At 46.9% G+C, this 13,336-nt stretch carries 10 protein-coding genes; 6 read left to right on the plus strand and 4 right to left on the minus strand.

The window, feature by feature from the left end; genetic code table 11:
• The 5 genes from AAFP11_RS11385 to AAFP11_RS11405 form a co-directional block, all read left to right on the plus strand.
• A partial coding sequence (locus AAFP11_RS11385) for a PDZ domain-containing protein (RefSeq protein WP_341737171.1) occupies positions 1 to 221 on the plus strand: 221 nt, incomplete at its 5' end.
• A gap of 117 nt (positions 222 to 338) precedes the next feature.
• The gene (gene def, locus AAFP11_RS11390) at positions 339 to 872 is read left to right on the plus strand and encodes a peptide deformylase (protein WP_341737172.1); all 534 of its coding nucleotides are present in this window, start codon (positions 339 to 341) and stop codon (positions 870 to 872) included.
• Between the two features lie 157 nt (positions 873 to 1,029).
• Positions 1,030 to 1,602: a TerD family protein gene (locus AAFP11_RS11395; protein WP_341737173.1), complete on the plus strand. Its 573-nt coding sequence runs from the start codon at positions 1,030 to 1,032 to the stop codon at positions 1,600 to 1,602.
• Positions 1,603 to 1,701: 99 nt separating this feature from the next.
• Positions 1,702 to 3,246 carry a TerD family protein gene (locus AAFP11_RS11400; RefSeq protein WP_341737174.1) on the plus strand — a complete coding sequence of 515 codons (1,545 nt, stop codon included), beginning with the start codon at positions 1,702 to 1,704 and terminating at the stop codon, positions 3,244 to 3,246.
• A gap of 74 nt (positions 3,247 to 3,320) precedes the next feature.
• Positions 3,321 to 3,920 (plus strand): TerD family protein, encoded by a 600-nt coding sequence (locus AAFP11_RS11405; RefSeq protein ID WP_341737175.1) that lies wholly within the window; start codon positions 3,321 to 3,323, stop codon positions 3,918 to 3,920.
• 93 nt (positions 3,921 to 4,013) lie between these two features.
• Here the strand turns inward: AAFP11_RS11405 and AAFP11_RS11410 are convergent, their stop codons facing one another.
• Positions 4,014 to 4,445 carry a hypothetical protein gene (locus tag AAFP11_RS11410; RefSeq protein ID WP_341737176.1) on the minus strand — a complete coding sequence of 144 codons (432 nt, stop codon included), beginning with the start codon at positions 4,443 to 4,445 and terminating at the stop codon, positions 4,014 to 4,016.
• Positions 4,446 to 4,611: 166 nt separating this feature from the next.
• Complete coding sequence (gene lysS, locus AAFP11_RS11415) at positions 4,612 to 6,168, minus strand: lysine--tRNA ligase (protein ID WP_341737177.1); 1,557 nt, start codon at positions 6,166 to 6,168, stop codon at positions 4,612 to 4,614.
• 553 nt (positions 6,169 to 6,721) lie between these two features.
• Between lysS and tkt the strand changes: the two genes are divergently transcribed.
• Positions 6,722 to 8,737: a transketolase gene (gene tkt / locus AAFP11_RS11420; RefSeq protein ID WP_341737178.1), complete on the plus strand. Its 2,016-nt coding sequence runs from the start codon at positions 6,722 to 6,724 to the stop codon at positions 8,735 to 8,737.
• A 513-nt stretch (positions 8,738 to 9,250) separates the two neighbouring features.
• On the opposite strand, the gene AAFP11_RS11425 is transcribed toward tkt, so the two are convergent.
• Both AAFP11_RS11425 and AAFP11_RS11430 read right to left on the minus strand, forming a co-directional pair.
• Positions 9,251 to 12,574, minus strand: a complete 3,324-nt coding sequence (locus AAFP11_RS11425) for a PAS domain-containing protein (protein WP_341737179.1) — start codon at positions 12,572 to 12,574, stop codon at positions 9,251 to 9,253.
• Positions 12,575 to 12,600: 26 nt separating this feature from the next.
• Complete coding sequence (locus AAFP11_RS11430; protein ID WP_341737180.1) at positions 12,601 to 13,071, minus strand: response regulator; 471 nt, start codon at positions 13,069 to 13,071, stop codon at positions 12,601 to 12,603.
• Between the last annotated feature and the right edge of the window lie 265 nt (positions 13,072 to 13,336).

The raw sequence follows: 13,336 nt of genomic DNA on the forward strand, positions 1-13,336 counted from the left end.
TTAGTGTGGTGCCTGCTTCTCCCGCCGCTGCATCTGGTTTGCGGGCTGGGGATGTGATTCAAAAGATTAACAATCAGCCGATTATTCAGTCGGAAGCTGTTCAGGAATTCGTACAAAATGCTAGGGTGGGTGGCATTTTGCAAATGGAGATTAATCGCAATGGCCAAATACTCAAATTGAGTGTGAAACCAGGCAGTCTCCCCGTGCAAAAAGTTCGATAATCATTAGTCAGTAGTCAGTAGTCATTAGTCAGTAGTCAGTAGTCATTAGTCATTAGTCAGTAGTCATTAGTAATTAGTCAGAATTACGAATTACGAATTACCAATTACCAATTACCAATGCCAGAAATATTACAAATATCGCAATTAGGAAATCCTGTATTGCGTCGCCGATCGCAATTTGTGGAGAATATTCAGGACGAGCGCATTCAACATTTGATTGACAACTTAATCTCTACAGTAAAACACGCCCACGGGGTGGGGATTGCAGCCCCTCAAGTCGCTAGGGGCGATCGGCTGTTCGTCGTCGCCTCCCGTCCCAATCTGCGGTATCCCCAAGCACCAACCATGGAACCCACAGCCATGATTAACCCTCGAATTATGGCGAGTTCAACAGAGACAGTCAAAGACTGGGAAGGCTGTTTGAGCATTCCGGGGATACGGGGATTAGTGCCGAGAAGTCGATCGATAGAAATCGAATACACCAGTAGAGATGGCAAACTCCATCAACAAGAATTGACAGATTTTGTGGCTAGGATTTTTCAGCACGAACACGACCATTTAGATGGCATCGTGTTTTTAGACAGGGTGGAAAGCACCAAAGAACTGATGAGTGAAGATGAGTACCAAAAGCAACTTGTCAACTTACCATAACACTTGATATAATTGCTAGTATAGCAATCCTTGCAGGAGTCGTAAATATTTTTACCCCACCCCAACCCTCCCCTTGAATCAGGGGAGGGAGTAAGAAATTCACAAATGATTTAGGATTCCTATAGTAACCGCAGTGATATTGTCAATAGGAGAGCAAATGTCTATCAACTTAGAAAAAGGCGGGAGAATCAATCTATCTAAAGAAGCACCGGGACTAAAAAGTGCCGGTATCGGTTTGGGATGGGATACCAACGCTACAGACACCGGCGCAGCATTTGATTTAGATGCTTCCGTGTTTATGTTAGGTGCTAATGCTAAAATCCCCAGCGAAAAATACTTTGTTTTTTACAATAACAAAGAGTCCCCAGACACTTCTGTAGTTCATCTGGGAGATAGCAGAACCGGAGAAGGATTTGGCGATGATGAAACAGTGACAGTCGATTTAACCAAAGTCGATCCGGCGGTGCTAGAAATTGTGTTTGTTGTCACCATCCACGAAGCGGAATCGAGGAGGCAAAACTTCGGCCAAGTGCGGAATGCTTTTATCAGAATTTACGACACTACTACTAACACAGAAGTCACTAAGTACGATTTAGATGAGGATTTTTCTAGGGAGACTGCGGTGGAATTTGGCAGACTTTACAAGAAAGATGGCGAGTGGAGGTTCCAGGCTGTCGGACAAGGCTACAATTCAGGTTTGCAGAGCTTTGTAGACAAGTATGCCGGATAAAAGGGCGATCGCATCCAGCTAAATAAATCAAGGGAAATTTCGGAAAAATCATGAATATTTCCCTTGGTTCTAGATGCTACTAATTACAGGATAAAGTTAATGGGAATTCAATTAAGTAAGGGCGAAAGATTTGATCTTTTCCCCGCCAATCCTAATTTACAAAAAGTATCCTTTGCCCTCGGCTGGCAAATCAATGAAACTAAAGACAACTTTGATATAGATGCTTCTGTATTCATGTTGGGCGCAGAGGGCAAAATTCCCCATGAAAGATATTTTGTATTTTACAATAATCTGCGTTCCCTCGATGACTCTGTACACCACTTAGGAAATCACCAAACCGGGAAAAACCCCGGAGACAAAGAGACGATAAATGTAGATTTGCATAAAATAAGTCCAGAAATTCAGGAAATTATTTTTGTCGTCACCATTCACGAAGCACAGGCAAAAAATCAAAACTTTAGCCAAATCCACAATGCTTTTATTAGACTTGACAATTCCGAAACCCATAGCGAACTTGCTTGCTACAATCTCCAAGAGCATTTTTCAGGAGAGACAGCAGTCGAGTTTGGCAGGTTATATAAAAAAAACGGAAAGTGGAGGTTTCAGGCTGTTGGACAAGGATACAATGCTGGCTTGAAAAGTTTTGTAGATAAATATTATGTTGAGATTAAACAGGAAGATAATCAACCAGAAACTAACCTAAACAATTCAGATGTTGATATCCCCGACTTAGCAATAAATGAATTAGCAGCTACTCAATTAAAAATTTCCGAAGTAGAGATTCCAGAATTAAAAATACCTGAATTAGCAATAACTGAATTAGCAACTCCCAAAGTTAGTAACAAAAGTCAGAAAGCGATAGACTTAGAAAAAAAACTGGAGGAAAAAGCGCCGCACATTTTCAATCTAGTTAAGAAGGCCGATATCTCCCTTCAGAAAGCAAATCTCACCAATCATGATGCTAAGGTAGCGCTGTGCTTGGATATTTCTGTCTCTATGTCTGCGCTGTACAGTGCGGGAAAAATTCAGCGTTTGGCTGAGAAAATTTTGGCTTTGGGATGTCGGTTTGATGACAACGCAGCGATCGATATATTTTTGTTTGGCATCAACTCTTACTATGCGGGGGAAATGACGATCGAAAATTTTCCCAACTTCATCCATCATATACTGAAGCGATACCCTTTAGAAGGAGGTACTTATTATGGTAGAGTGATGCAGGAAATCAGAAATTTCTATTTTCCCGACTCTCGCGATGGTAGTCGCTACGCACCTATTAGCGCCGATAAACCTGTGTATGTGATGTTTGTCACTGATGGAGCTACTACCGATGAGTCTGCAACCAAACAACAGCTACAATGGTCGTCTTATGAGCCTCTATTTTGGCAGTTTATGGCGATCGGCAAATCGCAAAAAGATGTCAAACGTAAGGGTGTGGGCGGCTGGTTTTCTAGGGCTACAGCCAGCGATTTTAGCTTTTTAGAGCAACTTGATGAAATGGGCGATCGCCACCTGGACAATGCAGATTTCTTCAGTGTAGAAGACCCCGAAAGTATTGCCGACGAGGAATTATACGATTTGCTGACAACAGAATATCCCAATTGGGTAAAATCAGCACGACTCAAAAATCTCTTACTCTATAGTTAGCCCTCAAAGGCTAATCAAATCTCCTGCTTGACAATCTTGAAACTTGACTTTTACCTTAACCAAATCACAAAACTATGGCTATCAATTTGACCAAAGGACAATCAATCATTCTCAGCAAAAGCGAATACGACTTATCCAGGCTGACAATGGCTTTGGGATGGGATGTGTCGAAAGCTAGCAAAGGTCTTTTCGGTAGAAGCAGCGGGGCGAATTTCGACTTAGATTCCTACGCTCTTTTATTAGGAGAGAACGGTAAATTAAAGAACTACAAAGACGATGTAATCTATTACGGTCATTTGGAATCAAAGGATAAAACAGTTGTTCACTCCGGCGACAATCTCACCGGGGCAGGAGATGGGGACGACGAACAAATATTTGTCAAATTGAATGCTTTACCCCCACAATATCACAAAATAGTTTTGGGAGTGAATATTTATGATGCTAAGGATAGAAAACAGCATTTTGGCATGATAGAAAATGCTTTTGTGAGAGCCTTGGATGCGACTGGGAAAGAAATCGCTCGCTATCGTTTGTCAAATGACCCTTCCTATGAGGGGAAATTAAATATGTTAATGGGAGAAGTTTATCGAGAAGGTAGCGAGTGGAAGTTTAAGGCTATGGGAAATCCTTTGGCTGAGGATATGAACGGTGTTGTCGGTTCGTTTATGCGGTGAAATCAAATCTGTTAAATTCAGGGTTGTAGATACTGTCCAGTTTAGTGTGAGCCTGTCATCAGTAATGGGAGCTTATCTACGCAACAGACTTGTTTAGTCTAAGGGGCGGGCCAACTTCACCAATTTCTGATGTCCTTGAACAACACTTTCTACTGAAACTTGCATCAGAGTCAGAAACTTTTCTAGTTTCTTTAGATTTACCAAGAACAAGGTTCGATCGCCTGAAAGTCGGTGCGATCGACTGATGGTCGGTACGATCGACTGATGGTCGGTACGATCGACTGATGGTCGGTACGATCGACTGATGGTCGGTACGATCAACTGTTTGTCGGCTCGATCGCCTGATTGTCGGCTCGATCGCCTGATTGTCGGCTCGATCGCCTGTTTGTCGGCTTGATCGCCTGTTTGTCGGCTTGATCGACTGATTGTCGGCTCGATCGCCTGATTGTCGGCTCGATCGCCTGATTGTCGGTATGATTGAATCAATGACGTGGCGATCGACTGACTCACTCTTTTAAGATACAAGGGGCGGGTTTCACCAAAAATATCAGCCAATAATTGATAATTTAAATAAACCCGCCCACACCCAAAGATAAATCAATTGATGTAGGTTATTTGTGGGTGGGGGCGGGTTTATAGAGATTGTTTGTTTGAGTTAGATATTGTTGGTAAAACCCGCCCCTACAAGATGTTAGGAATCTTTAACAGGCCGCATTGTCGGGAACATCACCGCATCTCGGATGCTTTGAGTATTAGTCAAAAGCATCACCAATCTATCCACACCGATGCCCATTCCGGCACAATTTGGCATTCCCAAAGATAAGGCTTGGATAAAATCTTCATCCATTGGATGTGCTTCGTCATCCCCTGCATCTTTCTGCGCTAATTGTTCCTCAAACCGCTTTCTTTGCTCTTTCGGATCGTTCAATTCCGAGAAGCCGTTCGAGTATTCCATCCCGTTGATAAATAACTCGAAACGTTCGACAAATCCAGGTTTGCTGCGGTGTCCTTTGGCGAGGGGACTGACTTCTACAGGAAAGTCAATGATGAAAGTTGGCTGAATTAGTTTGGGGACTACTAATTTGTCAAACACGGCGTACAGCACGTAGCCTAAACTCTGTTGTTCTAATTTAGAAAGGTGTAATTCTAGTTTAGTTGCAGAGGCGATCGCACTTTCGAGATCCAAGCTATCAAAATCCAACCCAAACTCGTCTCTGACAGCTTCCACCATGGTTTTCACTTCCCAGTGTTGGCCGGTAAAACTGGGATATTTTTCGCTATAGTCGAACTTGCGCTCTAAACTAATCATCTGCCCCTGATTGTCAACTTCCTTGACATCCCCAAGTACAGCCTGAGCAGCACAACACATGACATCTTCGACAACTGCTAAAATGTCGAAGTAATCTGCGTAAGATTGGTAAGCTTCCACCGATGTAAACTCAGGATTGTGGGTGCTATCAATACCCTCATTTCTAAAGGCTTTGCCAAGTTCAAATACTCGCTCAAAACCGCCACAAATTGCTCTTTTTAAGAACAGTTCAGGAGCAACTCGCAAATACAAATCAACATCTAAAGCATTGTGGTGAGTGATGAATGGCTTAGCAGCAGCGCCGCCGTAAATAGCTTGCAGTGTTGGTGTTTCTATTTCATGAAAATCGGCTTTCCAGAGATAGGAACGGATGTTTTGGACGATGCGACTGCGTAGCATGAAACGGTTGAAAGCGTCTTGGTTGCTTGCCAAATCCATTTCGCGGTGACGGCGACAAACTTCGGGATCGTTAACTCCATAATAAGCATCAGGAAATTGAATGGTAGCTTTTGATAACAGCGTGAATTCCCGCACTGAAATCGAAAGTTCTCCCTTCTGAGTGCGACAGCCGATGCCTTCGACACCGACAAAATCGCCGACATCCAGCAAAGTTTTAATTTGCTTGAAGCTTAAACCGACTTCGCCGGTGACTATTTTTTTCTCGATTTTGAGTTGGATTTTGTCTGTGGCGTCTTTTAAATCGATGAAGCAAATGCTGCCGCTGTCCCGTTTGGAAATGATGCGGCCGCCTACTCGCAGAGAAATTTCTTCGGGGTCATTTTCTCCGTTTTGGAGTTCTTTTCCCGGCTGACTAAATATTTCGCGAACTTGCTTGGCTGTGTGCGATCGCGCGTAGGATTGACTGGGATACGGTTCTATGCCTTGCGATCGCAGTTCGTCTACTTTTTGACTGCGGACTTCGGCTTCACTGAGAGTCATTAGGTATTGCCTGAGTAAAATTGCAAATATAGCAGAAGGAAGAAGGAAGAAGAAAGAAGGAAAAAGAAAGAAGGAAAAAGAAAGAAGGAAAATAACTACTCGTTACCAGGCTCTGTACTCGTTACCAGGCTCTGCCTGGTAACGCAGATCCTGAGGCTCTGCCTCCTATTTTATCAAAGCTGGCGAGGCAGAGCCTCTAGACATGGATTCCCAGGCTCTGCCTGGGAACCAGTTAAACCAGTTAAATCAAGATACTCTCGCGATCGTCCAGCCTACCTTGACTGACAACTGTCAACTGTCAACTGCCAATTGTCAACTGCCAACTCACCCCAGAAATACCTCCGATCGCCAATTATTACTAACTGCACAAAGGCCACGAAATATTAAAAAATTAAGTTGTATATCGAGTCCAAGTGGTGAGATGATCTGTAGTGCAGCCTCACGGCAGTTCTATAGAATCTGAACAGTAGAAACGATCGTCGATCGAACTCGACTCATCGCACCTCTGCCAGAATCGACCACACACACTCCCTTACATATAAAAATCAGAATTATGGCTGTTGCAACCCAACCACTCGAAGAACTCTGCATCAACTCTATCCGCTTTCTCGCCATCGATGCGGTAGAAAAAGCAAAATCAGGCCATCCAGGACTGCCGATGGGCGCTGCCCCTATGGCCTTTGTGCTGTGGGATCGGTTTATGCGGTTCAACCCCAAAAACCCCAAGTGGTTCAATCGCGATCGCTTCGTCCTCTCCGCCGGCCACGGCTGTATGCTACAGTACGCCCTCATGCACTTGACCGGCTACGATAGCGTCAGCCTCGACGACATCAAGCAATTTCGTCAGTGGGAGTCCAAAACTCCTGGACACCCCGAAAACTTCGTCACAGAAGGCATAGAAGTTACCACAGGCCCTCTCGGACAAGGCATTGCTAACGCCGTCGGTTTGGCAATGGCAGAAGCTCACCTCGCTGCAAAATTTAATAAGCCCGACAACACAATTGTTGACCACTACACCTACGTGATTATGGGTGATGGTTGCCACATGGAAGGCATTTCTGGCGAAGCTTGTTCTTTGGCCGGACACCTCGGACTAGGCAAATTAATTGCTCTCTATGATGACAATCACATCTCGATCGAAGGTGACACAAACTTAGCCTTTACTGAAGATGTCGGCAAGCGCTTTGAAGCCTACAACTGGCACGTCATTACTGTAGACAATGACGCTCTAGACCAAGATACTAGCCTCGAAGCAGTTCACAAAGCTATCGAAGAAGCTAAGAAAGTCACGGACAAACCGTCCATGATTAAAGTCCGCACAATTATTGGTTACGGTTCTCCCAACAAGCGCAATAGTTATAGTGCTCACGGTGCTGCTTTGGGTGGCGCTGAAGTGCAAGCAACTCGCGATTTCTTGAAATGGGAATATGAGCCGTTTGTAATTCCTGATGATGCTTTGGCTCACTTCCGCAAAGCGTGCGATCGCGGTGCTCAATCTGAGCAAGAATGGCAGCAAGCTTTTGATGCTTACAAAGCAGCATATCCCGCAGAAGCAGCAGAATACGAGCGCACGGTTGCTGGCAAACTTCCCGAAGGTTGGGACAAAGTTTTGCCTACCTACAGCCCAGAAGATAAGGCAGATTCGAGCCGGAATCATTCAGGAAAATGTTTGAATGCTTTGGCTGCTGTGTTACCTGAATTGATCGGCGGTTCCGCTGATTTGGCTTCTTCTAACATGACTTTGCTCAAGGGTGAAAAAGACTTCCAAAAAGGTCAGTACGAAGGACGTAACCTCCGGTTTGGTGTGCGGGAACATGGCATGGGGGCGATCGCAAATGGGATGCTCCTCCACGGCGGTTTGATTCCTTACTGCGCTACTTTCTTGGTGTTTGCTGACTATATGCGCGGCGCAATTCGCCTGTCTGCACTTTCAGAAGCTGGTGTCATTTATGTAATGACTCACGACTCCGTAGCCTTGGGCGAAGATGGTCCGACTCACCAACCAGTAGAAACCATCGCTTCTTTGCGCGTCATTCCTGATTTGTATGTGATCCGCCCTGCTGATGGAAATGAAACATCCGGCGCTTACAAAGTAGCCATTGAAAACCGGAAAATCCCAACATTGATGGCTCTGTCTCGTCAAAACTTGCCTAACTTGGCCGGAAGTTCGATGGAAGGAACAGCCAAAGGCGCTTACATTTTGTCTGACGACGGTGGCACTCCCGACATCATTTTAATCGGCACCGGTGGCGAAACATACCTCTGCGTTGATGCGGCCGAAAAATTGCGCGCCGCCGGCAATAAAGTGCGGGTAGTTTCGATGCCTTGCTGGGAATTGTTTGATGCACAAGATGCAGCTTACCGCGAATCCGTACTGCCAAAAGCTGTTACAAAACGCTTGGCTGTGGAAGCTGGTTGTAGCTTCGGCTGGGGACGTTATGTGGGTGGTGAAGGCGATAGCGTCAGCATCGACACCTTCGGCGCTTCTGCACCAGGCCCCGTTGTGTTAGAAAAGTTTGGCTACACCGTTGAGAATGTAGTAGCTAAGGCTCAAGCGCTGTTGGGCTAATAGTGGCAGCATAATTGAGTGTGGGGCGGGCTTCTGGCTTTTGCCCCTTTTTTTTTGATCTAGCAGATTTCATGTTTGTGAGGCGCCGGAATGATATAGAGGAGGCGGCACCGTGCCCTTATTCGTGTCAACTTAAGCTGTCAGTCCGCCAAATTCTCTCGCTCACCCGGCAGTCCGACAGGGGTTGAAACCCCTGTCTAATAGCTAAAGTCCTCTCAAAGAGGACTGAAGAACTCATTAGATCAATTCCGGTTGCACCGGAATAATATAGAGGAGACGGCAGTGCCGTTTCCCTACCCAAAATAATCTTGTAGGGACTAAGGCCAAGCCGTCTCCTAATTTCGGTTAATAATAATTCCGATGCTACCGGAATTGATATTAGTCCTCTTTGAGAGGACTTTCGCTTTGAGGCAGGGGTTTCAACCCCTGCCGGACTATGAGTTGTACCTTAAGTTGACACCAATGCACAGTGCTGTGCGGCGCCTGTGAGGGCGGGCACTCTTGGCACCGCCCCTACGTGAGGGCAACTATAGCTTCAGCTAACAGTTCAGGTTCCAGGGGTTTGATCAGGTGCTGTTGATAGCCACTGGCGATCGCACGCTGGCGATCGCCTTTTGTGGCATAGGCTGTCAAGGCGATCGCCGGAATCTGTCCCCCTTGTTCGGGTGGTAGAGCGCGGATCTGTTGGATCAGGGTATAGCCATCGACTTCGGGCATTCCAATATCGCTGACGAGCACGTTGGGTTGAAAGGATTTCAGGCTTGTCAGCACTTCTGCCACAGAGGCAACTGTCAGCACTTCTGCTCCATATTGGGTCAGCAATGCGGTTAATAGCTCGCGGGTATCAAGTTCATCATCGACTGCAAGGACTCGAATTCCTGTGAGATCGAAGATTTGTGGTGGCAAATCCCCTGTCTGGTTGTTTTCTGGCTCAATATTCAGTAAGGGTAACTGCACTGTAAATGTGGCTCCCAACCCTTTACCGGGGCTGTCTGCGACGATCGTGCCACCGTGCGCTTCCACTAACTGACGGACGATCGTTAACCCCAACCCTAGCCCGCCATACTTACGAGTGGTGGAAGCATCTTCTTGGCGAAATGACTCAAAGATATACGGTAGAAAGTCGGGGTTGATGCCTTTACCCGCGTCGCTGATTGTAATCCGTGCCTGGTTGTCGATTTGCTCCAGCCGAATGTCTACCTGTCCATGATTGGGGGTAAATTTGATCGCGTTAGACAGCAGGTTCCAAACCACTTGCTGGAGTCGAGTTGCATCGCCAGACACTAGCCCAATTTTGGGGAGTACCGGATGAATCAGGATTGATTTGGCGACGGCTGCTGCTCTCACTGTGTCGATCGCCGATTCAATGATAAATATCAGATTGACGGGTGCGGTATCTATGCTGAGTTTGCCGCGCAAAACTTTGGCAATGTCGAGTAAGTCATCAATCAGTTTGACTTGCAGTTTGGCATTACGTTCAATCGTTGCCAGTGCTTGGGCCGTTTTAGCAGGATCGAAGTTGCGAGTTTGCAGCAGTTTTGCCCAACCCAAAATTGGACTCAAGGGCGATCGCAACTCGTGGGAGAGAACGGTTAGAAACTCATCTTTGATCCGATTGGCTCGTTCGGCTTCTGCTCTTGCCGCTTGCTCCTGTTCAAACAGGCGATCGCGTTCGATTTCAGCCTGCTTGCGATCGGTGATATCCCGTGAAATCACCAGCACTCGTTCCACCAGCCCAGAGGCATCCAAAATTGGGCTAACGATCACTTCCCACCATTTCGGCGTGCCTTTTGCGGTTGGGCAGTAGCCCCGAAAGAGGTAGACTTCGCCTGATGCGGCGGCGGCAAATGCTTGCTCTGCCTGTTGCCGATAGTCGCCATCCCAAAAGCAGAGCCATTCGGTATTCAGGTAAGGAGCAATGTCATCAATTTCCAGCAAACACAGTCCACCCGTATTGATATAAAGGATCTGCCCATCCAGGTTTAGTACCTTGATGCAGTCTGGACTGCTATCCAACATCCGATTCTTAAATTCTTCACTCTGTCGCAACGCTTCTTGGGCTTGTTTACGATCGGTGATATCTTCGGCAATCCCGGCAAACCGATAAATTTCTCCTGCCCCGTCTCGGAGCGGAAAGCAGCGATCGTGTACCCAACGAATACTGCCATCGGCCAAGATCAGACGGTATTCTTCATCAAATTGACCTGTGGCTGCTTTTTCCTGAAACGCTCTGGCAGTCCATTCCCGATCGTCTGGATGAATATAATTGATCCAGACTTGTCGATCGTCATATAATTCCTGCGGGTTCTGCCCCCACAAACGTTCATAGGCAGGACTGACATAGCACACTCGGTCTTCGGGCATTTCTTTGATCCAGAACACCGCATCAATATTTTCGGCCAACTGACGGAAGCGTTCTTCACTCTCTTGCAGCACTTCGGCGATCCGTTTGCGTTCGGTGATATCGAGATCGAGGCCCGCCATCCGCATCGGCTGTCCGTTCTCGTCATAAAACACTTTTCCCTGAGTGAGTGCCCAGCGAATAGTGCCGTTAGGATATACCACCCGAAATTCAATCTCATAATCTTCTCCGGTGGCGATCGCATGATCGATGTTTGCCAAAACACGATCGCGATCGTCCGGGTGCAGCCTCGCGACAAACATCTCATAGGAGCCATCAAACTCTCCTGGTTGCATTCCAAATAAGGCTTCCAGGTTCTCCGACCAGATAATTTTTCCGGTCTGGAGGTTCCAGTTCCACCTTCCCATGCGCGAGGCTTGCAATGCCAAATGTAGCTGTTCTGTGCTCTCTCGTAGCTCCACTTCTACCCGTTGGCGTTCAACCAATTCATCCTGTGCCTGCTGGTAAAGTTCCGCTTGCCGCAGGGCGATGCTCACCCCAGTTGCCAGTTCTTTGAGCAGGTCAATTTCTAGGGGCTGCCACGATCGCGGTGCTGCACAGTGATGGGCAATCAGCAAGCCCCAAAACCGATCGCCGTGCAGAATGGGCACGACCAGATTGGCTTTGACTTGAAACTGAGTCAACAATTCAACGTGGCAAGGATCGATGCTGCCATCCTGAATATCATTGATCGCCGTTACCTGACCCTGACGATAGAGTTTGACATAATCTTCGGCAAAGGTGGGATCGTAGGTGATTGATGGCGATCGGCTGAATCTGAGGTCGTTCTCAGCGAGGCAGGGATCGTAGATCGTGGAGGAGAGCAGCGATCGCCACTCTGACCCCACTGATTCTGCCACCACCGTTCCGTTGCCATCTGGCTGTAGCCGAAAAAACAGAACGCGATCGGTGTGCAGAAATTGTTGCACCTCCGTCACTGTCGTTTGCAGAATTTCCTCCAGATCCAGAGTTTGATTTATCTTCCGGGTAATCTGGGAGATTAAGCGCTCTCGTTCGTGGGACTGTTGCAGTTGAGTGTGAAGCTGCACTGTAGCGATCGCCCCATTCACTGCCCGATGCAGCCCCGCGGTCGTAATCTGCTCCTTGACCAAATAATCTTGTGCCCCCGATTTCATCGCTTGCACCGCGATCGCCTCATTGCCTTGCCCCGTCACCACAATCACTGGTAAGTAGGGCTGCTGCGTCAAGGATTGCAGTTCGACCAGAAATTCCAGTCCATCCAGGTCGGGTAATCGGTAATCCAGCAATAGGGCATCCGGTTGATGTTGCTGCCACAACTCTAGCCCGATGCGCCCCAGACCTGCTTCTAGAATTGTGTAGGAGTAATCTCGATCGCGCAGCAGATAGCGACGATAAAGTTCCCGGTCTTCAGGAGAATCATCCACAATTAAAATAGTGCGCGAGAGTTGACCCATGATTACTATTAATTATTTCTAAGGAATTACTCTAGGCGATCGGGCAGTGTTGTCACTTCAAACCAGTAATCTACGAGCAGTTGCACATCTCGTTTTAGTTGAGCAAAGTTGATAGGTTTAATCATGTAGCTGTTGACACCGTATTGGTAGCAGTCTTCGATATCTTTTGGGTTGTTGGAAGTTGTAAAGACTACGACCGGAATGGTTTTCAGGCTCTTATCTTGTTTGATCCGGCGCAATACTTCCCGTCCATCGGTGCCGGGCAGATTTAGATCGAGCACAATCAAACCGGGACGGGGCGCACTTTCACGATCGACATAGCTACCAGTTCGATAAAGAAACGCCAATGCCTGCTCGCCATTGATGCACCGCTGGATGGGAATGACCTTGGGCGATCGCTGCAAAAATCGTTGTAGTGCCTCAAAGTCTTCGTTGCTGTCTTCTACAATTAACAGCAGTGGCGTTTTTTCGATCGAGAAAGTTGAACTGTGAGTCATATCAAATCCGGTAGCATCGGAATTATTAGCCGAAATCAGGAGACTGCTTTTGGAGTGTCCCTACCCAAAATCATACTGTAGGGACACGGCACTGCCCATTGGTGTCAACTTAACGTCAAACCCAGTCAGAGACTGCTTTTTGACTATTAAGCCTAGATCCCCCCTAGCCCCCCTTAAGAAGGGGGGGACAAGAGTCCGATCTTTCGTCCCCCTTCTTAAGGGGGATTTAGGGGGATCTAGACTCAGGTAAAAACCAGATTTCTCA

The organism is Microcoleus sp. CAWBG640 (genome assembly GCF_020883015.1).
In the GTDB taxonomy this organism is placed as follows: domain Bacteria; phylum Cyanobacteriota; class Cyanobacteriia; order Cyanobacteriales; family Microcoleaceae; genus Microcoleus; species Microcoleus anatoxicus.